This window comes from Pseudoxanthomonas spadix BD-a59, assembly GCF_000233915.3.
In the GTDB taxonomy this organism is placed as follows: domain Bacteria; phylum Pseudomonadota; class Gammaproteobacteria; order Xanthomonadales; family Xanthomonadaceae; genus Pseudoxanthomonas_A; species Pseudoxanthomonas_A spadix.
Genome location: NC_016147.2, coordinates 1,000,052 through 1,022,839, shown reverse-complemented (window position 1 = coordinate 1,022,839; position 22,788 = coordinate 1,000,052). Strand labels below are relative to the sequence as shown.

29 protein-coding genes are annotated in these 22,788 nt (G+C 68.8%); 24 read left to right on the top strand and 5 right to left on the bottom strand.

Going from position 1 to position 22,788, the window contains the following annotated elements; genetic code table 11:
• The first annotated feature begins 106 nt into the window (after positions 1 to 106).
• From purM to DSC_RS04565, 5 genes are read left to right on the top strand one after another with little or no spacing between them, the layout of a single operon-like run.
• Positions 107 to 1,141: a phosphoribosylformylglycinamidine cyclo-ligase gene (gene purM / locus DSC_RS04585; RefSeq protein WP_337998581.1), complete on the top strand. Its 1,035-nt coding sequence runs from the start codon at positions 107 to 109 to the stop codon at positions 1,139 to 1,141.
• Between the two features lie 14 nt (positions 1,142 to 1,155).
• Complete coding sequence (locus DSC_RS04580; RefSeq protein WP_014159965.1) at positions 1,156 to 1,761, top strand: DUF2238 domain-containing protein; 606 nt, start codon at positions 1,156 to 1,158, stop codon at positions 1,759 to 1,761.
• Complete coding sequence (gene purN, locus DSC_RS04575; protein WP_014159964.1) at positions 1,758 to 2,414, top strand: phosphoribosylglycinamide formyltransferase; 657 nt, start codon at positions 1,758 to 1,760, stop codon at positions 2,412 to 2,414. Before DSC_RS04580 ends, purN begins: the two co-directional genes overlap by 4 nt.
• Positions 2,415 to 2,436: 22 nt before the next feature.
• Positions 2,437 to 3,222: a DUF3108 domain-containing protein gene (locus tag DSC_RS04570; protein WP_014159963.1), complete on the top strand. Its 786-nt coding sequence runs from the start codon at positions 2,437 to 2,439 to the stop codon at positions 3,220 to 3,222.
• A 1-nt stretch (position 3,223) separates the two neighbouring features.
• Positions 3,224 to 3,913: a DUF3108 domain-containing protein gene (locus DSC_RS04565; protein WP_043290405.1), complete on the top strand. Its 690-nt coding sequence runs from the start codon at positions 3,224 to 3,226 to the stop codon at positions 3,911 to 3,913.
• 174 nt (positions 3,914 to 4,087) lie between these two features.
• Here DSC_RS04565 and DSC_RS04560 read toward each other — a convergent pair whose 3' ends face one another.
• From DSC_RS04560 to DSC_RS04550, 3 genes are read right to left on the bottom strand one after another with little or no spacing between them, the layout of a single operon-like run.
• A complete protein-coding gene (locus DSC_RS04560) occupies positions 4,088 to 4,414 on the bottom strand; it encodes a hypothetical protein (RefSeq protein ID WP_014159961.1) in 327 nt (108 codons plus the stop codon).
• Positions 4,411 to 5,682 (bottom strand): UDP-N-acetylglucosamine 1-carboxyvinyltransferase, encoded by a 1,272-nt coding sequence (gene murA / locus DSC_RS04555; protein WP_014159960.1) that lies wholly within the window; start codon positions 5,680 to 5,682, stop codon positions 4,411 to 4,413. Before murA ends, DSC_RS04560 begins: the two co-directional genes overlap by 4 nt.
• Positions 5,683 to 5,715: 33 nt before the next feature.
• On the bottom strand, positions 5,716 to 5,946 hold the full coding sequence (locus tag DSC_RS04550; RefSeq protein WP_014159959.1) for a BolA family protein: 231 nt from the start codon (positions 5,944 to 5,946) through the stop codon (positions 5,716 to 5,718).
• A 53-nt stretch (positions 5,947 to 5,999) separates the two neighbouring features.
• Between DSC_RS04550 and DSC_RS04545 the strand changes: the two genes are divergently transcribed.
• The 13 genes from DSC_RS04545 to mgtE all read left to right on the top strand — a co-directional run bounded on the left by DSC_RS04545 (position 6,000) and on the right by mgtE (position 17,508).
• A complete protein-coding gene (locus DSC_RS04545; RefSeq protein ID WP_014159958.1) occupies positions 6,000 to 7,007 on the top strand; it encodes a KpsF/GutQ family sugar-phosphate isomerase in 1,008 nt (335 codons plus the stop codon).
• 48 nt (positions 7,008 to 7,055) lie between these two features.
• On the top strand, positions 7,056 to 7,604 hold the full coding sequence (locus tag DSC_RS04540; RefSeq protein ID WP_014159957.1) for a KdsC family phosphatase: 549 nt from the start codon (positions 7,056 to 7,058) through the stop codon (positions 7,602 to 7,604).
• Positions 7,601 to 8,164: an LPS export ABC transporter periplasmic protein LptC gene (gene lptC, locus DSC_RS04535; RefSeq protein ID WP_014159956.1), complete on the top strand. Its 564-nt coding sequence runs from the start codon at positions 7,601 to 7,603 to the stop codon at positions 8,162 to 8,164. The genes DSC_RS04540 and lptC overlap by 4 nt, the downstream gene beginning before the upstream one ends.
• Positions 8,142 to 8,690, top strand: a complete 549-nt coding sequence (lptA, locus tag DSC_RS04530) for a lipopolysaccharide transport periplasmic protein LptA (RefSeq protein ID WP_014159955.1) — start codon at positions 8,142 to 8,144, stop codon at positions 8,688 to 8,690. Before lptC ends, lptA begins: the two co-directional genes overlap by 23 nt.
• Positions 8,690 to 9,409, top strand: coding sequence for an LPS export ABC transporter ATP-binding protein (lptB, locus tag DSC_RS04525; RefSeq protein WP_014159954.1), 720 nt, complete (start codon positions 8,690 to 8,692; stop codon positions 9,407 to 9,409). Before lptA ends, lptB begins: the two co-directional genes overlap by 1 nt.
• A gap of 53 nt (positions 9,410 to 9,462) precedes the next feature.
• Positions 9,463 to 10,911, top strand: coding sequence for an RNA polymerase factor sigma-54 (locus tag DSC_RS04520; protein ID WP_043290404.1), 1,449 nt, complete (start codon positions 9,463 to 9,465; stop codon positions 10,909 to 10,911).
• 167 nt (positions 10,912 to 11,078) lie between these two features.
• Entirely contained in the window at positions 11,079 to 11,396 is a 318-nt protein-coding gene (gene hpf, locus DSC_RS04515; protein ID WP_014159952.1) for a ribosome hibernation-promoting factor, HPF/YfiA family, read from the top strand.
• Positions 11,397 to 11,535: 139 nt separating this feature from the next.
• Complete coding sequence (gene hprK / locus DSC_RS04510; RefSeq protein ID WP_014159951.1) at positions 11,536 to 12,486, top strand: HPr(Ser) kinase/phosphatase; 951 nt, start codon at positions 11,536 to 11,538, stop codon at positions 12,484 to 12,486.
• Positions 12,483 to 13,391 (top strand): RNase adapter RapZ, encoded by a 909-nt coding sequence (gene rapZ / locus DSC_RS04505; RefSeq protein WP_014159950.1) that lies wholly within the window; start codon positions 12,483 to 12,485, stop codon positions 13,389 to 13,391. The genes hprK and rapZ overlap by 4 nt, the downstream gene beginning before the upstream one ends.
• A 122-nt stretch (positions 13,392 to 13,513) precedes the next feature.
• Complete coding sequence (locus DSC_RS04500) at positions 13,514 to 13,906, top strand: PTS sugar transporter subunit IIA (protein WP_014159949.1); 393 nt, start codon at positions 13,514 to 13,516, stop codon at positions 13,904 to 13,906.
• On the top strand, positions 13,899 to 14,168 hold the full coding sequence (locus tag DSC_RS04495) for an HPr family phosphocarrier protein (protein WP_014159948.1): 270 nt from the start codon (positions 13,899 to 13,901) through the stop codon (positions 14,166 to 14,168). Before DSC_RS04500 ends, DSC_RS04495 begins: the two co-directional genes overlap by 8 nt.
• A gap of 90 nt (positions 14,169 to 14,258) precedes the next feature.
• Positions 14,259 to 15,977, top strand: a complete 1,719-nt coding sequence (gene ptsP / locus DSC_RS04490; RefSeq protein WP_014159947.1) for a phosphoenolpyruvate--protein phosphotransferase — start codon at positions 14,259 to 14,261, stop codon at positions 15,975 to 15,977.
• A gap of 172 nt (positions 15,978 to 16,149) precedes the next feature.
• Positions 16,150 to 17,508: a magnesium transporter gene (gene mgtE / locus DSC_RS04485; RefSeq protein ID WP_014159946.1), complete on the top strand. Its 1,359-nt coding sequence runs from the start codon at positions 16,150 to 16,152 to the stop codon at positions 17,506 to 17,508.
• A 119-nt stretch (positions 17,509 to 17,627) separates the two neighbouring features.
• On the opposite strand, the gene DSC_RS04480 is transcribed toward mgtE, so the two are convergent.
• Together DSC_RS04480 and DSC_RS04475 are read right to left on the bottom strand one after the other, a co-directional pair.
• On the bottom strand, positions 17,628 to 17,855 hold the full coding sequence (locus DSC_RS04480; RefSeq protein ID WP_043290403.1) for a CopG family antitoxin: 228 nt from the start codon (positions 17,853 to 17,855) through the stop codon (positions 17,628 to 17,630).
• Positions 17,856 to 17,860: 5 nt separating this feature from the next.
• Positions 17,861 to 18,139 (bottom strand): BrnT family toxin, encoded by a 279-nt coding sequence (locus DSC_RS04475; RefSeq protein WP_014159944.1) that lies wholly within the window; start codon positions 18,137 to 18,139, stop codon positions 17,861 to 17,863.
• 216 nt (positions 18,140 to 18,355) lie between these two features.
• Between DSC_RS04475 and DSC_RS04470 the strand changes: the two genes are divergently transcribed.
• From DSC_RS04470 to DSC_RS04445, 6 genes are all read left to right on the top strand, one after another.
• Complete coding sequence (locus DSC_RS04470) at positions 18,356 to 18,913, top strand: peroxiredoxin (RefSeq protein ID WP_014159943.1); 558 nt, start codon at positions 18,356 to 18,358, stop codon at positions 18,911 to 18,913.
• 101 nt (positions 18,914 to 19,014) lie between these two features.
• Complete coding sequence (locus DSC_RS04465) at positions 19,015 to 19,506, top strand: M48 family metallopeptidase (RefSeq protein WP_014159942.1); 492 nt, start codon at positions 19,015 to 19,017, stop codon at positions 19,504 to 19,506.
• 227 nt (positions 19,507 to 19,733) lie between these two features.
• The gene (locus tag DSC_RS04460; protein WP_014159941.1) at positions 19,734 to 20,666 is read left to right on the top strand and encodes an acyl-CoA/acyl-ACP dehydrogenase; all 933 of its coding nucleotides are present in this window, start codon (positions 19,734 to 19,736) and stop codon (positions 20,664 to 20,666) included.
• On the top strand, positions 20,663 to 21,421 hold the full coding sequence (locus DSC_RS04455; RefSeq protein WP_014159940.1) for a PIG-L deacetylase family protein: 759 nt from the start codon (positions 20,663 to 20,665) through the stop codon (positions 21,419 to 21,421). Before DSC_RS04460 ends, DSC_RS04455 begins: the two co-directional genes overlap by 4 nt.
• Positions 21,418 to 22,029, top strand: a complete 612-nt coding sequence (locus DSC_RS04450; protein WP_014159939.1) for a class I SAM-dependent DNA methyltransferase — start codon at positions 21,418 to 21,420, stop codon at positions 22,027 to 22,029. The genes DSC_RS04455 and DSC_RS04450 overlap by 4 nt, the downstream gene beginning before the upstream one ends.
• Complete coding sequence (locus DSC_RS04445) at positions 22,026 to 22,766, top strand: glycosyltransferase family 2 protein (protein ID WP_014159938.1); 741 nt, start codon at positions 22,026 to 22,028, stop codon at positions 22,764 to 22,766. Before DSC_RS04450 ends, DSC_RS04445 begins: the two co-directional genes overlap by 4 nt.
• Positions 22,767 to 22,788: the final 22 nt, after the last annotated feature.

Below are 22,788 nucleotides of genomic sequence, written 5' to 3'. Positions count from 1 at the left end.
AGGTTTTTCCGGAAGCGGACACCGGCGCGCATCGCCTAAAATGCGCGCCTGCCTTCCGCCACCGGCCCGCCTCGTGACCCAGTCCAATCCGCCCGCTTCCACGCCCCTGACCTATCGCGACGCGGGTGTGGACATCGACGCCGGCAACGCGGTGGTCGAACGCATCAAGCCGCTGGTCAAGCGCAGCTTCCGCCCGGAAGTGATGGGCGGGCTGGGCGGCTTCGGCGCGCTGTTCGACCTGTCCAACAAGTACGCCGAGCCGGTGCTGGTGTCCGGCACCGACGGGGTCGGGACCAAGCTCAAGCTGGCCCAGCAGCTGGGCCGCCACGACACCATCGGCATCGACCTGGTCGGCATGTGCGTCAACGACGTGCTGGTCCAGGGCGCCGAGCCGTTGTTTTTCCTGGATTACTTCGCCACCGGCAAGCTGGATGTGGACACCGCCGTGGCCGTGGTCGGCGGCATCGCCCGCGGCTGCGAGCTGTGCGGCTGCGCGCTGATCGGTGGCGAAACGGCCGAGATGCCCGACATGTATGCCCCGGGCGACTATGACCTGGCCGGCTTCACCGTCGGCGCGGTCGAGAAGGCCGACCTGCTGGATGGCAGCGCGGTGGGCGAAGGCGACGTGCTGATCGGCCTGGCTTCCTCGGGTGCGCATTCCAACGGCTATTCGCTGATCCGCCGCATCTACGACCGGGCCGGCCGGCCGGGCACGCTGGATCTGGGCGGGGTGAGCCTGGAAGACGCGCTGATGGCGCCGACCACCCTGTACGTCAGGCCGGTCCTGGAGCTGCTGCGCGGCCACGGCGCCGGCCACGGCAAGCCGATCCACGCCATGGCCCACATCACCGGCGGCGGCCTGACCGAAAACATCATCCGCGTGATCCCCGAGGGCCTGGGCCTGGACATCGACGCCCGCGCCTGGCCACTGCCGCCGCTGTTCCGGTGGTTGCAGACCGAAGGCGCAGTGGCCGACAGCGAGATGTGGCGCACCTTCAACTGCGGCATCGGCTTCGTGCTGATCGCCGCCAGGCAGGGCGTGGCGGCGCTGGAAGCCAGCCTGGATGCGGCCGGCATCGGCCATTGGCAGATCGGCGAGGTGGTGCCGGCCGGCACCGGCCAGCGCGTGCGGATCGGCTGAGCGGCGCGGCCTGCATGAACCTCACAAAGCGCGTGGTGCTGGGCGCGCTGGCACTGATATTTGCGCTGACCTGGGTCCATCCGCTGCGACCGCTGGAACAGGCCATGCACGGCAGCCTGGCGGTGGCCGGGGTGCTGGCACTGGTCTGGATCGACCGCCACTGGCCGCTGCGCACCGGCCACTACATCATGATCTGCGCCTTCATGGCGTTGCACAGCCTGGGGTCCCGCTGGCTGTATTCCAACGTGCCCTATGAACAATGGTTCCAGGCGCTGCTGGGCTGGTCGCCCGGCCAGGCCTTTGGCTGGAAGCGCAATCACTTCGATCGCCTGATCCACCTGCTCTACGGGGTGAGCTTCGCCCCGCCGCTGCGGCACTTTGCAGCCCAGCGCTGGCCCGCGCTGTCCATGCGCCAGGCGTTCGTGCTGGCGGTGATGGTGATCATGTGCTCCAGCCTGCTGTACGAATGGATGGAATGGGCCATCGCCTTGACGATGTCGCCGGAAGCGGCCGAATCCTACAACGGCCAGCAGGGCGATCCCTGGGACGCCCATGCCGACATGCTGCTGGCCACACTGGGCAGCCTGCTGACCTGGCCACGCCGCCGGGACCCGGCATGACGAGCTCGCGCATCGCGGTGCTGGCATCCGGTCGTGGCAGCAACCTGCAGGCGCTGCTGGACGCGATCGCCGCCGGCACCCTGCAGGCGCAGCTGGTCGGTGTGTTTTGCGACCGGCCCGGGGCCCCGGCGCTGCTGCGGGTGCCCTCGGCGCTGCGCTGGAGCGCTAGGCCCGTCGACTTCCCCGACCGCGATGGCTACGAACAAGCCCTCGGCGATGCGCTGGCCGCCTCGGGCGCCGACTGGATCGTCTGCGCCGGCTACATGCGGATCCTGGGCGCGGCGCTGGTCGCGCGTTTTTCCGGGCGCATGCTCAACATCCACCCATCCCTGCTGCCGCGCCACCGCGGCCTGCACACCCATGCTGCAGCGCTGGCAAGCGGCGATGCCGAACACGGCGCCAGTGTCCATTTCATCATTCCCGAACTGGATGCAGGCGCAGTGATCGCCCAAGCCCGGCTTGCGATCTCACCGCAGGACACGGCCGATTCCCTGGCCGCGCGGGTACTGGCGCTGGAGCACCGGCTGCTGCCGGCGGTGCTGCGCCTGGCCGTGGCCGGGCGCCTGGCTGAACGTGGCGGCACGGCGCTTGTCGATGGTCAGCCGATGTTTACGCCACTGACACTAGATTCCCACGATCGGCTCATGCCGTGACCCCCTCCGGCCGACCTTCGTGATGACCAAGCTGCTCAGCGGACTCCTGCTCCTGGCCTGTGCCCTGCCTGCCCTGGCGCAGGACCCGCCGACCGCGCCTGCGCCGACCCCGGTGGATGACGGCCAACCTGCGGACGCCATCGAATGGCAGCTGGCACCGTTCACCGCCACCTACGATGCCTGGTACAAGGGCAAGCGCGCCGGCGATGCGACCCTGCAGGTGGTCCACCAGGACGGCAACCAGTGGCGCATGGACCTGGAGATCCGCGGCGAACGCGGGGTGGCCAGCCTGCTGCGACTGAACATCCAGCAGAGCACGGTGTTCGATGTCAGCGGCGCCAACGAGGACCAGTTCCGCCCGCTGAGCCAGAGCACGGTGCGCAAGGCGATCTTCGGCGACAAACGGCAGACCGGCCACTACGACTGGAACACCAACACCGCCCAGTGGGAAGGCAAGGTCGACAAGGACCGGGGTGCGCCGGTGCCGCTGCAGCCGGGCGACTTGAGCTCGCTGCTGCTGGACCTGGCGATCATGCGCGACGCCCGGCCGGGTGCGACCCTGGAATACCGGGTGGTCGACAACGGCCGCGCCCGCCGGTACCAGTACGCGGTCGGGGCACAGACCGAGATCGTCCAGGTGGGCGAGATGAGCTATGACGCCATGCGCGTCCAGCGCAGCAACGGCGGCGATCGCGAACAGATCTTCTGGGTGGCCAACGGTGTGCCCACACCGGTGCGCATGCTCCAGCGCAACGATGGTGAAGACGCCATCGACCTGCGCCTCATCGATTACCAGGGAGTGCAATGACATGAAACTTCACCTCACCCGTCCGTTGCAGCGGCTGACCGCCGCGGCCGTGCTGGCCCTGGCCGCCGCCCCGGCCCTGGCGCTGAATGCCTTCACTGCCACCTACCAGGCCAGCGCCATGGGCATGCAGGGCGAGGGCCGGATGACGTTGACCCCGCAGGGCGCCGGCAAGTGGAAATACGACCTGTCCGTGCGCAACCAGCTGGTCAACCTGACCCAGTCGACCACCTTCGAGGAGAAGGGCGGCATGTTCCGTCCGCTGTCTTCCAGCGACAGTTCGGTGGTGCTGGTCAAGCGCAAGTCGGTGAACACCCATTACGACTGGTCCAGCAAGCAGGCCACCTGGAGCGGCGACATCAAGGATCGCCGCAAGGGCCCGGTTCCCCTGCAGCCGGGCGACATGGACGCGCTGCTGGTCAACCTGGCGATCGTGCGTGACGTGCAGGCCGGCAAGCCGCTCACCTACCGCATGCTGGAAAACGGCAAGGCCAGCTCGACCAGCTACCAGACCGTGGGCAAGGAGACGATCGAGGTGGCCGGCAAGCAGCTCAGCGCGACCAAGGTCAGCCAGACCGACGGCAAGAGGCAGACGATCGTCTGGGTGGTGCCGGACATGCCGGTGCCAGCGCGCATCCTGCAGCGGGAGGATGGCCGGGACTCCTACGACCTGACCCTGACCTCGTTCAACTAAGCGACGGTCCTTCCGGATCCGTTTCGGGGGCGATGCGGTGTTGCCAGGAAAGCCCTGGATTTGCCCCCTCTCCCCCCGCTTGCGGGGGAGAGGGAGCCAAGCGCCGGCCCTGATGCTGTGGTTGCGACCAGCCCTCCCCGCACGCGGGTAAGGGCATCTGAAAGGACGTTGCTCCTACTCTGCCGCATCCGGGTGCAGCTCGGTGCGGCATTGGACCCGGATCTCCTTGCCGCTGCCGCGCCAGCGCAACCTCGTGCAGGTGCGGTTGCCCTCGGTGGTCTTGTCCGCGACCACCGCATAGTAGGACTGGGCGACTTCCTGGCTGCTGACCTGGCCATCGCCATCCCAGTCCATGTCCCGGGTGGAGATGCCGCTCAGGCCAGCCGCACCGATCCAGCCCATCCAGGCCACGGCCAGCAGCGCCAGCACCACCAGCGTCAGCAGCGCGCGGCGCCGTGGGCTGAAGCCAGCCTTGGAGAAGCGACGCCTGATGACGGTCATGACACGCGCCGGATCCTGGCACCCAGGGCGCCGAGCTTGCCTTCGATGTCTTCGTAGCCGCGATCCAGGTGGTAGATGCGATCGATCGTGGTCTCGCCCTCGGCAACCAGCCCGGCCAGGATCAGCGAGGCCGAGGCGCGCAGGTCGGTGGCCATCACCGGCGCGCCACCGAGCGAGGCCACGCCGCGCACGATTGCGGTATGGCCTTCCACCCGGATATCCGCACCCAGGCGCAGCAGCTCGTTGACGTGCATGAAGCGGTTCTCGAAGATCGTCTCGTTGATCACGCCCACGCCATCGGCCACGCAATTGAGCGCCATGAACTGGGCCTGCATGTCGGTCGGGAACGCCGGGTAGGGCGCGGTGGTCAGGTCCACCGCCCTGGGACGGCGGCCCTGCATGTCCAGGGTGATGCTGTCCTCGGTGGTTTCGATGCCTGCGCCGGCTTCGCGCAACTTGTCCAGCACCGCATCCAGCGTGTCCGGGCGGACCCGGCGCGCGGTGACCCGCCCCCCGGTCAACGCCGCCGCCACCAGGAAGGTGCCGGTCTCGATGCGATCGGGCACCACCTCGTGGCGGCCGCCCTGCAGCCGTTCCACGCCATGGATGACGATGCGCGCGGTCCCGGCGCCCTCGATCCTTGCGCCCAGCGCGTTGAGGAACACCGCCAGGTCGGTGACCTCCGGCTCCATCGCCGCGTTCTCCAGCACGGTGGTGCCTTCGGCCAGCACCGCGGCGGCCATCACGTTCTCGGTGCCGGTGACGGTGACCATGTCGAACACGAAGCGCCGGCCCTTCAGACGCGCCGCGCGGGCCTTGATGTAGCCGTTCTCCACGCTGATGTCCGCGCCCAGGGCCTGCAGGCCCTTGATGTGCTGATCCACCGGGCGCGAACCGATCGCGCAGCCGCCGGGCAGCGAGACCACCGCCGCGCCGTGCCTTGCCAGCAGCGGACCAAGCACCAGGATCGAGGCGCGCATGACCTTGACCAGCTCGTAGGGCGCCAGGAAGCGGCTGACCGTGGTCGGATCGATCGTCACCACCCGCCCGTGGGCCAGGCTGCCGTCGGCGACGGTGACGCCTGCGCCCAGTTCGGCCAGCAGCCTGGTGGTGGTGACCACGTCGTGCAGGTTGGGCACATTGCCGATCTCCACCGGCGCATCGGCCAGCAGGGTCGCGCACAGGATCGGCAGGACAGCGTTCTTGGCGCCGGAGATGGTGACCTCGCCGTTGAGCGGGCAGCCACCGGTGACGATGATCTTCTGCATGGAACTTGGGGGTTTCCCGAAGGGACGAGCGGCTCAGCCAGCTTCGTCGGGGGTGATGGTCTTGAGCTGCAGGGCGTGGATCGCACCCCCCATCAGGTCGCCCAGGGTGGCATAGACCAGGCGGTGGCGAGCCAGCGGCAGCTTGCCCCTGAAAGCCTCGCAGACCACGGTCGCTTCGAAGTGCACGCCGTCATCGCCCTGCACCTGCGCCCGGGCGCCGGGAAGGCCTTGTTCGATGAGTTCACGGATGATTTCGGCGTCCAACGGCCTTTCCTCCTAAAATGGCCGGCCATTCTACGCCCACGCCAACCTCGCCGATGCCTTCCACCGCGCACCACCGCGTTCCTGCAGACGATGCCGCCCTGGCCGCCAGTGGCCGGCGTGCCGTGCAGATCGAAGCCGATGCGCTGATCGCGCTGGCCCGGCGGATCGATGGCCCGTTCTCGGCCGCCTGCCGGGCGATCCTGGCCGGCAGCGGACGGGTGGTCGCGATGGGCATGGGCAAGTCCGGGCACATCGCGCGCAAGATCGCCGCGACCCTGGCCTCGACCGGCACCCCGGCGTTCTTCGTCCATCCCGGCGAAGCCGGGCACGGTGATTTCGGCATGATCACCGACGCCGACCTGGTCCTGGCGATCTCCTACTCGGGCGAGTCGGACGAGATCCTGATGCTGCTGCCGCTGCTGCGGCGCCAGGGCAATGCGCTGATCGCCATGACCGGCAAGCCGGCCTCGACCCTGGCCCGCGCCGCCGACGTACACCTGGATGTCAGCGTTCCGGCCGAAGCCTGCCCACTGCACCTGGCGCCCACCAGCAGCACCACCGCCACCCTGGCCATGGGCGATGCGCTGGCCGTGGCCCTGCTGGAAGCGCGCGGCTTCACCTCCGAGGACTTCGCCCGCTCGCATCCGGCCGGCAGCCTGGGCCGCCAGCTGCTGCTGCACATCAGCGACCTCATGCACACCGGCCAGGAGATCCCCGCGGTCCCGGCCGAGGCCACCCTGGCCCAGGCCCTGGTCGAAATGAGCCGCAAGCGGCTGGGCATGACCGCGGTGGTCGATGCCGACCAGACGCTGCTGGGCATCTTCACCGACGGCGACCTGCGCCGCGCCCTGGATACCGTGGGCCTGGATATCCACAGCACGTCCATCGCCTCGGTAATGACCCGCAACCCGGTCACCATCGGCGCCCAGGCGCTGGCCACCGAGGCAGCGCGGCTGCTGGAAACGCGCAACATCGGCAGTGGCCTGATCGTGGTCGACGCCGAGCGGCGGGTGATCGGCGCGCTCAATGTTCACGACCTGTTGCGCGCGCGCGTGGTGTAAGACGCGTTGCAGTTCTCTCCAGACACCTTCACATGACGACTTGCCTTGATGCCCCATTCCCACCTGCGTGAGGTCACCGATGCACTGCTGCAGCGCGCCACGCGGGTGCGTCTGGCCTGTTTCGATGTCGATGGCACCCTGACCGACGGTGGCCTGTTCCTGGATGCCGAGGGCCGTGAGGGCAAGACCTTCCACGTGCAGGACGGACTGGGCCTGGTGCTGCTGCGTCGCAGCGGCATCGAGGTGTTGCTGGTGACCGCACGCAGCGGCCAGGTGGTCGAACATCGTGCCCGTGAGCTTGGCATCGGCGTCCACCAGGGGGTCAAGGACAAGCTGGCCCTGGTCACCGCGCTGTGCGCCGAACGCGGCCTGGCCCTGGACCAGGTGATGTTCATGGGCGACGACCTGGCCGACCTCACCACCCTGCGCCAGGTCGGTCTGGCGGTGGTTCCGGGCAACGTGCACGCCTGGGTCGCGCCGGCGGCGCACTGGCGTACCCGGGCCGGCGGCGGCCACGGCGCCGCGCGCGAGGCCTGCGACCTGCTCCTGGCCGCGCAGGGCCTGGTCGGCAAGTTGCTGCAGGAAGGCGCGGCATGAACTGGCGCATGGGACTGGGCCTGGCGCTGCTGGTGGCGACCCTGCTGTTCGGCTGGTCTGCGTGGAAGAACCGCACCGGGCCGGCCGCCGCCGCGGCCCATTCCACGCAGTCCGACTACATCCTGCATGACTTCGAGATGGTCGCCCTGGACAAGGACGGCAAGGAGTCGATCACCCTGCGCGCGCCGGAAATGCGCCGCAGCGCCGCCGACCACACCTACGCCATCACCGCGCCGCTGTTCCTGATCCCCGACAGGGAGGGCGAGCACATGGAAGTGCGCAGCAGGACCGCCTGGGTCTCGGCCAAGGGCGAAAAAGCCATTCTGCGCGACGATGTGGTGGGCAACAGCCCGCCGGGCGTGGGCGCCGCGTCGGAGTTCAGGACCAGCCGACTGGACATTTTTCCCGACCAGCACCTGGCCAGCACCGACCAGCCGGTGGTGCTGACCCGGCCCGGGGCAACGCTGCAGGGCACGGGTTTTGAAATCAACTCGCAGACCCAACAATACAAATTCAAGTCCAAGGTGAAATCGCGCTATGTTCCCAAATCCGCGCAATAAGGCCCGCCTGGCCCTGCTGGTAGCTGCTTCGCTGCTGATCACCGGGGCTGCGCTGGCCAAGAGTTCCGACCGCAACCAGCCCATGACGATCGACGCGGCCCGCAGCGAGGGCAGCTTCGAGAACGACGGAGTCACCCACCTGTCCGGTGACGTCGTGGTCGTCCAGGGCACGCTGGAAGTCCACGCGGACAACGGCGAGATCCACTTCAGGAACGGCGAAATCGCACGCGCGGTCTTCACCGGCAACCAGGCGCGCATGAAACAGGTCAATGATGACGGCACCCCGGTCGATGCGGTCGCCGATCGCATCGACTACGACGTCATCAACAACATCGTCACCTTGACCGGCAACTACAGGATCACCTCGCCCAAGGGCTCCAACGCCGGCCAGAAGATGGTCTACAACACGGTGACCGGCAAGATGCAAAGTGGCGGCGACGGCACCCGGGTGCACACGGTGATCCAGCCCAAGAACAAGGCCCCGACCTCGCAAACCCCTGCACCGGCCAGGCCGGGAGCCAAGTGATGCTCTCGGCGCAGGGACTGAAGAAACGCTACAGGCAGCGCGACGTGGTGGCCGATTTCGGCCTGACCCTGGAGCCGGGTGAAGTGGTTGGCCTGCTCGGTCCCAACGGCGCCGGCAAGACCACCTGTTTCTACATGATCGTCGGGTTGGTCTCTTCCGATGCGGGCAGCATCGTGCTGGATGGTCAGGACATCACCGAGGCGCCGATGTACCGCCGCGCCAAGCTGGGCGTGGGCTATCTGCCGCAGGAGCCGTCGGTGTTCCGCAAGCTGACCGTGGCCGACAACATCCGCCTGGTCCTGGAGCTGCGCCAGGACCTGGACTCGGCCGGTGCCGAGAAGGAGCTGGCCTCGCTGATGGACGAGCTGCAGATCGCCCATGTCTCCGGGCAGCTCGGCGCCAGCCTCTCCGGCGGCGAGCGCCGGCGCGTGGAAATCGCCCGCGCCCTGGCCGCCAAGCCACGTCTGATGCTGTTGGACGAACCCTTCGCCGGGGTCGACCCGATCTCGGTTGGCGAGATCCAGCGCATCATCACCCACCTCAAGCGCCGAGGGATCGGGGTCCTGATCACCGACCACAATGTCCGCGAAACCTTGGGAATCTGCGACCGGGCGTATATCCTCGCCGAAGGCAGCGTCCTGGCGCAGGGGGCACCGGACGATCTGCTGGCCAATGCCGACGTGCGCCGCGTGTACCTGGGAGATACCTTCCGGCTGTGACGCGCGTGGTGCGGCAGGCCATGCCACACCGTCCGTTCCACGGGTCCTTCCGGATGAAGCCACGCCTGCAGACATCGATGGGCCAGCAACTGGTGATGACACCCCAGTTGCGCCAGGCGATCCGCCTGCTGCAGATGTCCACCGCCGAACTGGAAGCGGAGATCGCCGAGGCGGTGGAGACCAATCCCCTGCTCGACTGGGCCGAGGACAGCCAGGCGCCCGATGCCCTGTCCGCCACTGGCGGCGACCCGCCGCCCGAGCGCGCCCAGGTCGAGGAACAACCCGAGCGCCCGGGCGACAGCGACGACTGGCAGCCGGAGGAAAGCCCGTGGTCCGAATCCAGCGGCGCATCCTCCGGCGGCTCGTTCGACGATGACGACCTGGGCAGCGCTGCCGAGCGGGTGGCCGAGTCGGACACCCTGCAGGACCACCTGCTCTGGCAGCTGCACCTGTCGCACCTGTCTGCGCGCGACCGCCGCATCGGCGCGGCGGTGATCGATGCGATCGAGGACGACGGCTACCTGCGCACGCCGTTTTCCGACATCGCCCAGACCCTGCTGCCGGAAATCAGCGCCGGCGAAGACGAGATCCACACCGTGCTGCGCCAGCTGCAACGCTTCGACCCGGTTGGCGTGGGCGCACGCTCGCTGGGCGAATGCCTGCGCCTGCAGCTTGACGCCCTTTCGCCCGACACGGCCGGCCGCGCCCTGGCCCTGGTGATCGCCCAGGGCCCGCTGCTGGAAAAACTGCCACGCAGCGGCGTGGCCGGCCTGGCCAGCGAACTCAAGCGCAGCCAGGTCGAGGTCGAGCAGGCCGTGTCCCTGCTGCGTTCGCTCGACCCCAAGCCCGGCGTGCAGATCGGCGAACTGACCCAGGACACCTACGTGGTGCCCGACTGCGTGGTCTGGCGCCAGAAGGGCGTCTGGCGCGCGGCCCTGGCCAGCCAGCACCTGCCCCGGGTCACCATCCACCGCGGCTACGAGTCGATGATCCGCCAGTGCAACCAGGCCGATGCCGGCTACCTGCGTGGCCACCTGCAGGAGGCCCGCTGGCTGCTCAAGAGCCTGGAAGCCCGCGGCGAGACCCTGCTCAAGGTCACCCGCTGCCTGATCCGCCAGCAGGCCGGCTTCCTGGAGTTCGGCGAACAGGCCCTGCGCCCGCTGACCCTGCGCGAGGTCGCCGGCGAGGTCGGCCTGCATGAATCCACCGTCTCGCGCGCCATCGCCCGCAAGTATGTGCGCACCCCGCGCGGAACCCTGCCGCTGCGGGCGTTCTTCGCCTCCGGGGTCAGCACCGAGGGCGGCGGCGAGGCCTCCAGCACCGCCATCCAGTCGATGATCCGCAAGCTGATCGACGCCGAGAACCCGCGCAAGCCCTTGTCCGACGCCAAGCTGGCCGACCTGCTGAAATCCTCGGGCGTGCCGGTGGCGCGGCGCACGGTGGCCAAGTATCGTGAAGCCATGGACATCCTGTCCTCGCACGAGCGCGTGCGCATGGCGTGATGTCCATGGTTGGCAGCCGGTTCAGTCGCCGCCTGCCAGCTTTTGAAACCGGACGACCGGTTGCGCCACCGAACAACTGCCCAGCCCAGGAGGAACCCGCAAGGAACCCACACCGGCCCGGTTTGTCCGAGACAACCGATGCAACAACCACTGCAGGAGACAATGCGATGCGAATCGAGACCTACGGCCAGTCGATGGAAGTGACACCCGCACTTCGAGACTATGTCGAGACCAAACTCAGGCGCCTTGAACGCCATTTCGACCAGCCGCTTGAATGCCGCACGCAACTGGGCTTTTCCAAGCCCGACTACGTGGCCGAGGCCACCATTACCCTCTCCGGCCGCACCCTGCATGCCGACGCCGGTGCACAGACGATGTACGCGGCCATCGACATCCTGGCCGACAAGCTCGACCGCCTGGTCCTCAAGCACAAGCGCAAGCTGCTCGACCGCCAGCGCAGCCCGCGCGGCGAGAGCGCAGACTGATTGCACTGATGTGAACCCGCTGCCCGCAACGGCGACCGCAAGGTCGCCGTTCTCGTTTCCGCTCGCGCCCGGGACGCGGTTCGGCGAGCCATCGGCACGTCGTATGATCCAGGCTGTTTCCCCTTCGGCGCCCTGAGTCATGACCTCCAGCATCTCCGCAGGCGAGCTGTTCGACCAGATGAAGGACAAGCTGGGCCTGCGCTGGCTGGCCGGCCGTGCCGGCAGCAGCCGCACGATCGACACCACAGGCAAGGTCAAGCGGCGCCCGTCGCTGGCCGGCTACCTCAACGCCATCTATCCCAACAAGGTGCAGATCCTGGGCACAGAGGAACTGGACTGGCTGGACGGGCTGGATTCGCGCCAGCGCTGGGAAACCATCGAGCGCATGGTCGCCGACCGCCCGCTGGCACTGGTGATCAGCAAGAACCAGCCCTGCCCTGAAGACCTGCGCGCAGCCGCCGAGGAATCGGGCACCCCGCTGTGGACCTCGCCGCGCCGCGGCCACGAACTGCTCAACTTCCTGTCCTACCACCTGGCCCGCACGCTGGCGCCGCGGGTCACGCTGCATGGCGTGTTCATGGAGATCTATTCGATCGGCGTGCTGATCACCGGCGAGGCCGGCTCGGGCAAGAGCGAGCTGGCCCTGGAACTGCTGACCCGCGGCCATCGCCTGGTGGCCGACGATGCGCCCGAGTTCACCCAGATCGCGCCGGACGTGCTCGATGGCACCTGTCCCGAACTGCTGCAGGACCTGCTGGAAGTGCGCGGCCTGGGCGTGCTCAACGTGCGCGAGATGTTCGGCGATACCTCGGTGAAGAAGAACAAGTACCTGCGCCTGATCGTGCACCTGACCCGGCCGATGACCGAACCCACCCATCACGGCTACGAGCGCCTGACCGGTGACTCGGGCAGCCGCCACGTGCTGGACCTGGACGTGCCGCTGATCACCCTGCCGGTGATGCCCGGGCGCAACCTGGCGGTGCTCACCGAGGCGGCCACGCGCCTGCACATCCTGCGCACCAAGGGCATCGATCCGGCGGCGATGTTCATCGCCCGCCACAGCAACCTGCTGGAGCGCAGCACGCCATGAACGCCGGCGCCCAGGACCCGCCGGCCGAAGCCAGGGTCAGCCAGGCGCCCTTGGTCCTGATCGTCAGCGGCCTGTCCGGCTCGGGCAAGTCGGTGGCGCTCAAGACGCTGGAGGACCTGGACTACTACTGCGTGGACAACCTGCCGGTGGAGCTGCTGCCCGACTTCATCGGCAGCCTGATGCGCGGGGACGTGCTGCCGCAGAAAATCGCCATTGGCGTGGACGTGCGTGCCCGCCACAGCGACTTGTCCAAGCTGGCGCAGTGGCGCGCGGCGGTGGCCAGGCTCGGCCTGGAGGCCAGGCTGGTGTTCCTCGATGCCGAAGATGCAGTGCTGCTGCGCCGCTATGCCGATACCCGCCGTCGCCATCCCTTGAGCCACAGCGGCCTGTCGCTGCCCGAGGCGATCGCGCGCGAACGCGAGCTGACTCGGCCGCTGCGCCTGGAAGCAGACGTGCTCATCGATACCGGTCAGCTCAACGTGCACCAGCTGCGCCGGCGGGTGGTGGGCGAGTTCGCCTTCGAAGGCGGCGATGCACCTTCGCTGCTGTTCGAATCCTTTGCCTACCGGCGTGGCGTGCCGGGCGATGCGGACTTCGTGTTCGACGCGCGCGTGCTGCCCAACCCGCACTGGCAGCCGGAGCTGCGTCCGCTCACCGGCCGCGACGGCCCGGTGCGCGACTATCTGGATGCGCACCAGGACGTGCAACGCTACCTCGGCCAGGTCAGCGACTTCCTCGACACCTGGCTGCCACGCCTGCGCGGAGAGACCCGCAGCTACGTCACCGTCGCCTTCGGCTGCACCGGCGGCAAGCACCGCTCGGTCTACCTGACCGAGCGCCTGGCCGAGCACGCCCGCAGCCAGGGCTGGGAACAGGTCGCCACCTTCCACCGCGAGCTGGATTGACCCTGCCCGCAGCCGGCTGCAGCGCTGCTGCCGATGGCTGCGCTCAAAACCCAATTGCGCAGGATGAAGAAACCCGTCCGAGGCGGTCGATGCGCAATCCATCGCTCTGCTAACGTGGCAGCATGACCTGCGGCCTCCTGCTCATCACCCATCCCGGCATTGGCCCCTCGCTCCTGGCGGTGGCCAACGGCCTGCTGCGCAAGCTTCCGCTCAAGACCGAGGCGTTCGAGGTGCCCTTCGACGCCGATCTGGAAGCATTGCTGCCGCAGGCTTCTGCCGCGCTGCGGCGCGTGGACGGCGGCGACGGCGTGCTGGTATTGACCGACCTGTATGGCGCCTCGCCCAGCAACCTGGCGGGCAAGGTCGCGCGCCTGGGTACGCCGGTGCGCCGGGTCTCGGCACTGAGCCTGCCCATGCTGCTGCGGGTGATGAATTATCCGGAACAGGGACTGGACCAACTCCCGGCCATCGCCGCGGCCGGCACACGCAACGGAGTGATTCTCGACGATGCTTGAACGCAACCTCACCGTGACCAACAAACTGGGCCTGCACGCCCGGGCCACCGCCAAGCTGGTGCAGGTCGTGGCGCCCTTCCGCAGCCAGGTGACCCTGGCCGCCAAGGGCCGCCAGGTCAACGCCAAGAGCATCATGGGCGTGATGTTGCTGGCCGCCGGCCAGGGCACCGCGGTCACCGTGCGTACCGATGGCGAGGATGAAGCCGCGTGCATGGAGGCGATCGAAGCGTTGTTCGAACGACGCTTCGACGAGGAAGGCTAGGGGCGTGGACGGCAGGAAATGCCGTCGCGGCGCGTTTCCGTTCGAGGCGACCGTGTCCACGACGCGCCCCCTTCGCGTGGGCACGCGCTGATGCGCAGGCTGCTGCCGGGCCATGGCGCTTCGCGCGGCAGTGCCCTGGGACGTGCGCGCGTGCGCAACCCGCATGCGCTGCAGGTGGCCGAGCAGCGCATCCGCTCCAGCGAGGTCGAGCACGAACTGGCCCGCCTGCACACCGCGGTCGATGCGGCCCGTACCGAAATGCACGACCTGCGCACGCGCCTGCATGGCGCCCTGGCGCGCGAGGTCGGCGAGTTCCTCGAGCTGCATGCCCTGCTGCTGGACGATCCGGAACTGCTGCAAGGCCTGGATGAGCTGATCCGCAAGGGCCGCTACGGCGCCGACTACGCGCTCAGGCTGCAGCGCGACCGCCTGGCGGCGGTGTTCGAGGGCATGGACGATGCCTATCTTAGAAGCCGCATGGACGACCTGGACCATGTGATCGGCCGCATCCACGCGCACCTGCACAACCGCGCCGCCGATGCCGAGGGCCTGGCCGGCGAGATCCTGGTCGCCGAAACCGTGGCTCCCTCCGAACTGGCCCAGCTGCAGGCCCAGGGCGTGGTCGCGGTGGTCACGTCCACCGGCAGCGCGCTCTCGCACAGCGCGATCCTGGCCCGCAGTCTGCACATGCCGCTGGTGGTGGGCGCCAGCCAGGCGCTGAGCCGGATCAGCGACGGCGATGCGCTGATCGTCGATGGCGACAGCGGCCAGGTGGTGGTCGATCCGTCGGCCAGGGACCTGCGCCACTACCGCCAGCGCCTGAAGGATGCCGCCCGCGAGCAGCGCGAGCTTGACCGCCTGCGCGGCAAGCCCACCCGCACCCGCGATGGCGTGGACATCGCCCTGCATGCCAACGCCGAATCGCGCACCGATGTTGCCCAGGCCCATGCGCTGGGTGCGGCCGGGATCGGCCTGTACCGCACCGAGTTCCTGTTCCTGCAGCGCAACGCGCTGCCGGACGAGGACGAACAGTTCCGCACCTACCGCGACGTGGTGCTGGGCATGAGCGGGCGCCCGGTGACCATCCGCACCCTCGACCTGGGCGCGGACAAGGCTGACCGCACCGGCCTGGCCCTGCGCGGCGAGGACAACCCGGCCCTGGGCCTGCGCGGGGTACGCCTGTCGCTGGCCCATGGCGAGGTCTTCGATACCCAGCTGCGCGCGATCCTGCGCGCCTCCGGCTACGGTCCGGTGCGCGTGCTGGTGCCGATGGTGGCCGTGCGCGAGGAGCTGCTGGAGGTGCGCAAGCGGCTCAAGCGCCTGACCGCGCAGCTGCGCAGGGGCGGCCACGAGGTCGCCGCCGAGGTGCCGATGGGCGCGATGATCGAAGTGCCGGCCGCGGCGATCTGCGTGGAGCATTTCATCGACCTGGTGGATTTCCTGTCGGTGGGCACCAACGACCTGGTCCAGTACCTGCTGGCCGCCGACCGCAACAACGATGCCCTGGGCGAACTCTACTCGCCGCTGCGTCCGGCCCTGCTGCGGCTGCTGGACACGGTGCTGCGCACCGGTCGCGAGCACGGCAAGCAGGTCACCGTCTGCGGCGAGATCGCCGGCGATGCGGCAATGGCCCCCATCCTGCTGGCGCTGGGACTGGAGCACTTCAGCCTGCATCCGTCCAACATGCTGGAACTGCGCCGCGCCATCCGCGGCCATGACCGGGCCGCACTGCTGGCCTCGGCCGGCAAGCTGCTCAAGGCCCGCGACCGCGCCGGCATCGAACACTGGCTGAAAGGCAAGAGCCAGTGAAGAGGAGTGCGGAGTGAACGGAAGCAGGCCTGCTCCGGCTTTTCAACTCACTCCTCATTCCTCTTCACTCGCTCCTCGCTTAAAGGCGATAATGCGCGGATGAACACCTGACCTGCAGCGCATCGTCCTTTGGCGAAGCGGTGCTTCCACCGACCGCACAGGGGCCACGCGCATGGCAGAAGCCGTCCGCCGCGACAAGACCGCCCGACAGCTGCGCCTGCTGTCCGACGCGCTGGACAGTGGCCGCCTGGGCCCGGTGCGGCGTCTGGTCAACACGCTGTCCCCGGCCGAGATCGGCAACCTGCTCGAATCGCTGCCGCCGGGCAAGCGCGAGGTGGTCTGGGGCCTGGTCGATCCGGAAGACGACGGCGAGGTGCTGGTCCACGTCGGCGAGGAAGTGCGCGAAAGCCTGCTGGCCGACATGGACCCCGATGAGATCATCGCGGCGGTCGAAGACCTGGACATCGACGACCTGGCCGACCTGGTCGAGGACCTGCCCGACACGGTCATCGACGAAGTGCTCAAGTCGATGGACCGCGAGAACCGCGAGCGCCTGGAGCAGGTGCTCTCCTATCCGGAGGATTCGGCCGGACGCCTGATGAACCCGGACGTGGTCACGGTGCGGGCCGACGTCAACATCGAGCTGGTGCTGCGCTACCTGCGCCTGCGCGGCGAGCTGCCCGACCACACCGACCACCTGTTCGTGGTCAGCAAGAAGCACCAGTACATGGGCCGGGTGCCGCTGGCCGCACTGGTCACCCACGAGCCGTCCACGCCGATCAACCGCCTGATCGACGACGAGCAGCCGGCGATCGGCGTGGAGGAAGGCTCGGCCGAGGTGGCGCGCAAGTTCTCCGACCACGACTGGGTCTCGGCGCCGGTGGTGGACGACAACAACATCCTGCTCGGCCGCATCACCATCGACGACGTGGTCGACATCATCCGCGACCAGGCCGAGCACCAGGCCCTGAGCGCAGCCGGCCTGGACGAGGAAGAGGACCTGTTCTCGCCGATCCGGCGCGCATTCCGCCGGCGCATGCTGTGGCTGGGCATCAACCTGGGCACCGCGTTCATCGCCTCTTCGGTGGTCAGTTCGTTCGAAGACACCATCGCAAGGCTGGTCGCCCTGGCCGCGTTGATGCCCATCGTCGCCGGCATGGGCGGCAATGCCGGCACCCAGGTGCTGGCGCTGATGGTGCGCGGCCTGGCGCTGGGCCAGATCGGCGGCTCCAACGTCTACGTGCTGCTGCGCAAGGAGCTGGGTGTGGCGCTGATCAACGGCCTCGGCCTGGGCACGCTGCTGGGCCTGATCGTGCTGGTCTGGTTCCGCCAGCCCGGCCTGTCGCTGGTGATCGGCATCGCCTTGACCCTGAACCTGCTCACCGCCGCGGCCGGCGGGGTGGCCGTGCCGCTGGTGCTCAAGCGCTTGGGCTTTGATCCTGCGCTGGCCGGCAGCGTCATCCTGACCACCCTGACCGATGTCATGGGCTTCATGAGCTTCCTGGGCCTGGCCACGCTGGTCCTGCTGTAAGCGGCGGTGGAGGCCGGCATGCAGGCAGTGGCCGGGCGGACGGGGACCCCCTGTGCGGGATGGCTGCGCCCTGCCTCGCGCCGAGCGTCATCGCCTGGTCCGGCGTGAGCAATGAACCGTCAGGACTTGCTGCCTGGCCATGCAATTTGCACCTTGCGATGCTGCATCACACAGTCACGCAGGTACAAATTGATCAGGCTTTGATACGGAACGCCTGCCTCATTGGCCATGGCCTTGAAGTAATCCACCACGTCCTCCGACAGGCGCATGGAGACCGGCTTCTTGAGCTTGGCTGCGTACGGGTTCTTGCGGGACTTCATTTTGGAGAGATCGTATTCGGCTTTCATGGCGGTCACTGCCCGTAGAAGGAGCTTTCGTGTTGCGTGGCTTTGCGTGCTGAAATGATGCGGATAACGCCGCCACTGTCGCGCTCACAGTGGCAAACCAGGAGAAGATGAGCGCCGCTACTCATGCCAAGCATGAGGAAGCGCTCCTCATCCGAGGAGTGGGACGCATCGTAGAACTGGATGGCGAACTCGTCGTAGAAGACGGATTTGGCTTCTTCGAAGGAAACGCCATGTTTGCGAAGGTTTGAGGCGGCCTTGGCCGGATCCCAGTCAAACTTGATCATCTGTACATTGTATGGATGATCGACGCCCTTGCAAGGCCTGACAGGACCTGGCTGTTCGCACAGCCGGGTCCATGAACCGCGCCGGATCGCGCACGGGATGGCCAGGCAGCCAGGCCTTGCCGCGCGCGGTCCTCGCGCCGGTCCGAGCGTCGTGCGCCACTACGCCTGCCCCCGGCGACAGGCGTATAAGAACCCATCCCGTCAGGAGTGCGTCGCATGAAAATCCTGCTCAAGATCGCCGCCCTGGGCCTGGTCGGTACCTTGGCCATCGCCTCGGTCGCCTCGGCCGCGCTGAAGAACGGCACTCCGGCGCCGGCGTTCAGCGCACCGGCCTACCTGGCCGGCAAGCCGTTCACCTTCAACCTGGCCGATGCGCTGAAGAACGGGCCGGTGGTGGTGTATTTCTTCCCGGCCGCCAACACCTCCGGCTGCAACCTGGAGGCGCACCTGTTCTCCGAGGCCGTGGATGAGTTCAGGACCCACGGCGCCACGGTGATCGGCGTGACCGCCGGCAACACCGAGCAGCTGGCCGAGTTTTCCAGGAACACCGAGACCTGCGGCGGCAAGTTCGCCGTGGTGGCCGACGCCGGTGCCCGCATCGCCAGGCAATACGACGCGCTGCTGCCCATGAAGCCCGGCTGGTCCAACCGCACCTCGTATGTGATCACCGCCCAGGGCACCGTGGCCCACGCCTACTCCGACCTCAACCCGAAGCAGCACGTGCAGCAAACCCTGGATGCGGTGAAGGCGCTGGAGCACGGGAAGGACGGCTGATCGGCCCAAGCCGGCCTGCCTGTCGTGACAGTGGCGAAGGTGCCGCCGCGTTGCCGGTGCACCCCGCCCTCCCGGATGCTCACGCCTGCCAGACTTGCCACATGTCCACGCTGAAGTACATCGCCGGCTATCCCCAGCACGTCCAGGACCAGGTCCGGGCGCTGCTGGACGCCGGCACCCTGGGCCAGGTGCTGGCGCGCCGCTATGGCGAGGGCCACGCGGTGCGCACCGACCGCCAGCTCTACGACTACACCCAGCAGATCAAGGAGCGCTACCTGCGCTCGGCCCAGCCGCTGCACAAGGTGATCTACGACGCCAAGCTGCAGGTGCTCAGGCATGCCCTGGGCACCCATACCGCGGTCTCGCGCGTGCAGGGCGCCAGGCTCAAGGCCAGCCGCGAGATCCGCATCGCCACGGTGTTTCGCCAGGCGCCGGCCGAGTTCCTCAGGATGATCGTGGTGCACGAGCTGGCGCATCTGAAGGAAGGCGAACACAACAAGGCCTTCTACCAGCTGTGCACGCACATGGCCGCCGACTATCACCAGCTCGAATTCGACCTGCGCCTGTACCTGACCCAGCTCGAACAGCGCTGACGCGCGGCAGCCTCGGGCCGCCTGGGCTGCACCATGCCCTGCGGCGCAGTGAGCAGCGCATGCCGCGCAAACGCTAACGCCACGTGTGTTTGCCCTGCGTGCCGGTCACGGCTGGCTGACGGCCAGGCAGATAGCGTCGCCGGATGACTGGCGTTTTTTCTGCAAACAGCCCTGGATCGCCTGGACCTTCGACAACCCAGCCAGTCACCAGCGATGGGCTGGCCGCGATGGCGTTTGAGGTCCTGACGCGCACGCCGTCACTGCCGATGCCGGGCGGCGGTTCGACCTGGGCGCGCTGGCAGGCGCTGTCCGCCCTGGGTGCGCGCGACCTGTGCCTGGTCAAGCTGCTCGAGGCCCATTACGACGCGCAGGCCATCCTGCAGGAACTCGGCGGCGATCCACCGCGGCCGGGCCAGCTGTGGGCGGTGTGGGCCGCCGAACCGCCCGGGGTGACCCTGGAGTTCGCGCCGCAGGATCACCTGTCCGGCCACCTGAGCGGCGAAAAGGCCTGGTGCTCCGGCGCATCGCTGGTCAGCCATGCGTTGCTGACGGCCACCCATGACGACGCGCGGCTGTTGTGCCGCATGGCGATGGACCGCACGCGCCTGGACTACGACGACAGCCGCTGGCAAGCCGTGGGCATGGCCCGCATCAGCAGCGGCACCCTGCGCCTGCGGCGGGCGCCAGCCGAACGGGTCGGTGCGCCCGGCGCCTACCTGGCACGGCCCGGTTTCTGGCATGGCGGCGCCGGCATCGCCGCGTGCTGGCATGGCGGCGCGGTCGGGGTGGCCCAGCGCCTGCGCCGTGATGCCCGGATCGGGCGCAATCCGCACGCCGCCGCGCACCTGGGTGCGGTCGACGTCGCCCTGGCCGCGGCATCGGCCCTGCTCAAGGACACCGCGCGACGCATCGACCAACGGCCGCACGATCCGCACCGTGAGGCGGTCACCCGGCTGCGCGCCTGCGTCGCGCAGGTGGCCACCGAAGTGGTCGAACGCACCGGCCGCGCCCTGGGCGCCGGCCCGCTGTGCACCGAAGGCGACCACGCCCAGCGCTGCGCCGACCTGCTGACCTTCATCCGCCAGTCCCACGCCGAAACCGATCTGCAGTGGCTGGGCGAAGCGGCCGCGCACCAGGAGGATTGCCCCTGGACGCTGTGAGCCCGCGCGGCGCGCCCATCCAGGGCGATGGCACCGGCGAATCGGACTGGCTGGCCTCGCCCCGGCTGCGCGCCGTGCCCGTCACCAACCTGGCCCAGCTGATCGGCGATGCGCGCCGGCTGGTGGTGGTCGCGCCCCATCCGGACGATGAAGTCCTCGGCTGTGGCGGCCTGATCGCCCTGGCGGTGGAGGCCGGCATGGAGGTGAGGGTGGTCGCGCTGAGCGACGGCGAGGCCGCCTACCCCGATGATCCGCACTGGACCGGCCAACGCCTGGCGCCGGCACGGCGCGCCGAGCTCATCGACGCCTGCCGGGCACTGGGCGTATCGCCGGCCAAGATCGTGCACGCCGGCCTGCCCGACGGCCGGCTTCGTGCCCACTTGGACAAGGCCGCGCAGCTGCTGGCCGGCCTCGTCCAGGCCGGTGATGCGGTGCTGGTGACCTGGGCACGCGATGGCCACCCCGATCACGAAGCGGCCGCCGATGCCACCCTGCGCGCCTGCGCGCAGGTCGGGGCGCGCTGCATCCAGTACCCAGTCTGGGCCTGGCATTGGGGCGATCCACGGCAGCCGGCCTTTCTTGAAGGCGCCGCTGCGCGCCTGCCGCTGCCGCAGGCGGCGTGGGACGCCAAGCAGCGGGCACTGGCCTGCTTCGCCACCCAGACCGGCCACTGCACGCCCGCTCCGGCCCAGCCGATCCTGCCTGCACACGTGCTGGTCCGTTTCGGCCGCGACTTCGAGCTGTTCCTGCCATGAACGCCGACCCGCACGGCGCCCTCGCCCGCCAGCTCGATGCCATGCATGCGCAGGACGATCCATTCGGCTATCGCACGCGCTGGTACGAGGCGCGCAAGCGTCAGGTTTTGCTGGCCACGCTGCCGCATCCGCACTTCGAGCGAGCCTGGGAAATCGGCTGTTCCAACGGCGAACTCACCGCCGCGCTCTCGCCGCGCTGCAGCCACCTGCTGGCCACCGACCTGTCGGCCAATGCGGTGCGCCAGGCGCGCGCGCGCAACGCCGGCGATCCGGTGGTCCAGGTGCAGCAGGCGCAGCATCCGGCGCAGTGGCCAGATGGACGCTTCGATCTGATCGTGCTGAGCGAGGTGGGCTACTACATGCCGCCCCAGGCACTGCAGGAGGTGGCCGGGCGCATCGCCGGTTCGCTCACCGCGCACGGCCTGCTGGTGGCCTGCCACTGGCTGCATCCGTTCCAGGGCGCCTACCAGCACGGCGCGCAGGTGCATGGCGTGCTGGCTGCCGGCGTGCCGCTGCCGCGCGTGTATCGCTACCAGGATCCGGACTTCCTGCTGGAAGGCTGGAGCGCGATGCCGCAGTCGATCGCCCAGCGCGAGGGCCTGCGATGATCGCGGTGCTGATCCCGGCCCATGACGAGGCAGCCACCATCGGCCGCTGCCTGGCCTCGGTCCGCGTCGCCGCCGCACATCCGGCGCTGCTGGACGAACCGGTGATCGTGGTCGTGGCGCTGGATCGCTGCAGCGATTCGACCGGGACCATTGCGCTGGAGCACGGCGCGCGGGTGGTGGTGGTGGATGCACCCGGCGGTGTCGGTGCCGCGCGCGCGGCCGCGGCCAGGGTGGCCATCTCCCTGGGCGCACGCTGGCTGGCCATGACCGATGCCGACAGCTGGGTCCCGCCGGACTGGCTGGCAGCCCAGCTCGGCCATTGTGCCGACGCCTTCTGCGGCCTGGTCGAGGTGATCGACTGGGAGGACTACGCCGCGCCGGTGCGCGAGGCGTTCGGCCAGCGCCAGCACAGCGGTGACGACCATCCCCACGTGCACGGCGCCAACCTGGGGGTGAGCACCGAGCTGTATCTGCGCAGTGGCGGCTTCCTGCCCCTGCGCTGCAGCGAGGACGTGGCCCTGGTCCAGGCGCTGGTGCAGGTGCAGGCGTCGATCGCGCGCAAGGCCCGTCCGGCCGTCCGCACCAGCGCGCGCCGCCAGGCCCGCGCCAGCGGCGGCTTCAGCCATTACCTGCAGTCGCTGGAAGAAAGCCTGTCGGTTGAGCGGTTGCTGCCGCCGCATGCGGCTGTCAAGGTGAACGCGGACCCGGCCAGCCAGGACGACGCCTTCGCCGCTTGATGCCCGGGTACAGGGGCGGCGC

Excerpts from the sequence above, each read along its gene's own strand:
- DSC_RS04580 (WP_014159965.1), top strand. The coding sequence starts at position 1,156 with ATGAACCTCACAAAGCGCGTGGTGCTGGGCGCGCTGGCACTGATATTT.
- purN (WP_014159964.1), top strand. The coding sequence starts at position 1,758 with ATGACGAGCTCGCGCATCGCGGTGCTGGCATCCGGTCGTGGCAGCAAC.
- DSC_RS04570 (WP_014159963.1), top strand. The coding sequence starts at position 2,437 with ATGACCAAGCTGCTCAGCGGACTCCTGCTCCTGGCCTGTGCCCTGCCT.
- DSC_RS04565 (WP_043290405.1), top strand. The coding sequence starts at position 3,224 with ATGAAACTTCACCTCACCCGTCCGTTGCAGCGGCTGACCGCCGCGGCC.
- DSC_RS04560 (WP_014159961.1), bottom strand. The coding sequence starts at position 4,414 with ATGACCGTCATCAGGCGTCGCTTCTCCAAGGCTGGCTTCAGCCCACGG.
- murA (WP_014159960.1), bottom strand. The coding sequence starts at position 5,682 with ATGCAGAAGATCATCGTCACCGGTGGCTGCCCGCTCAACGGCGAGGTC.
- DSC_RS04545 (WP_014159958.1), top strand. The coding sequence starts at position 6,000 with ATGCCTTCCACCGCGCACCACCGCGTTCCTGCAGACGATGCCGCCCTG.
- DSC_RS04540 (WP_014159957.1), top strand. The coding sequence starts at position 7,056 with ATGCCCCATTCCCACCTGCGTGAGGTCACCGATGCACTGCTGCAGCGC.
- lptC (WP_014159956.1), top strand. The coding sequence starts at position 7,601 with ATGAACTGGCGCATGGGACTGGGCCTGGCGCTGCTGGTGGCGACCCTG.
- lptA (WP_014159955.1), top strand. The coding sequence starts at position 8,142 with ATGTTCCCAAATCCGCGCAATAAGGCCCGCCTGGCCCTGCTGGTAGCT.
- lptB (WP_014159954.1), top strand. The coding sequence starts at position 8,690 with ATGCTCTCGGCGCAGGGACTGAAGAAACGCTACAGGCAGCGCGACGTG.
- DSC_RS04520 (WP_043290404.1), top strand. The coding sequence starts at position 9,463 with ATGAAGCCACGCCTGCAGACATCGATGGGCCAGCAACTGGTGATGACA.
- hpf (WP_014159952.1), top strand. The coding sequence starts at position 11,079 with ATGCGAATCGAGACCTACGGCCAGTCGATGGAAGTGACACCCGCACTT.
- hprK (WP_014159951.1), top strand. The coding sequence starts at position 11,536 with ATGACCTCCAGCATCTCCGCAGGCGAGCTGTTCGACCAGATGAAGGAC.
- rapZ (WP_014159950.1), top strand. The coding sequence starts at position 12,483 with ATGAACGCCGGCGCCCAGGACCCGCCGGCCGAAGCCAGGGTCAGCCAG.
- DSC_RS04500 (WP_014159949.1), top strand. The coding sequence starts at position 13,514 with ATGACCTGCGGCCTCCTGCTCATCACCCATCCCGGCATTGGCCCCTCG.
- DSC_RS04495 (WP_014159948.1), top strand. The coding sequence starts at position 13,899 with ATGCTTGAACGCAACCTCACCGTGACCAACAAACTGGGCCTGCACGCC.
- ptsP (WP_014159947.1), top strand. The coding sequence starts at position 14,259 with ATGCGCAGGCTGCTGCCGGGCCATGGCGCTTCGCGCGGCAGTGCCCTG.
- mgtE (WP_014159946.1), top strand. The coding sequence starts at position 16,150 with ATGGCAGAAGCCGTCCGCCGCGACAAGACCGCCCGACAGCTGCGCCTG.
- DSC_RS04480 (WP_043290403.1), bottom strand. The coding sequence starts at position 17,855 with ATGAAAGCCGAATACGATCTCTCCAAAATGAAGTCCCGCAAGAACCCG.
- DSC_RS04475 (WP_014159944.1), bottom strand. The coding sequence starts at position 18,139 with ATGATCAAGTTTGACTGGGATCCGGCCAAGGCCGCCTCAAACCTTCGC.
- DSC_RS04470 (WP_014159943.1), top strand. The coding sequence starts at position 18,356 with ATGAAAATCCTGCTCAAGATCGCCGCCCTGGGCCTGGTCGGTACCTTG.
- DSC_RS04465 (WP_014159942.1), top strand. The coding sequence starts at position 19,015 with ATGTCCACGCTGAAGTACATCGCCGGCTATCCCCAGCACGTCCAGGAC.
- DSC_RS04460 (WP_014159941.1), top strand. The coding sequence starts at position 19,734 with ATGGCGTTTGAGGTCCTGACGCGCACGCCGTCACTGCCGATGCCGGGC.
- DSC_RS04450 (WP_014159939.1), top strand. The coding sequence starts at position 21,418 with ATGAACGCCGACCCGCACGGCGCCCTCGCCCGCCAGCTCGATGCCATG.
- DSC_RS04445 (WP_014159938.1), top strand. The coding sequence starts at position 22,026 with ATGATCGCGGTGCTGATCCCGGCCCATGACGAGGCAGCCACCATCGGC.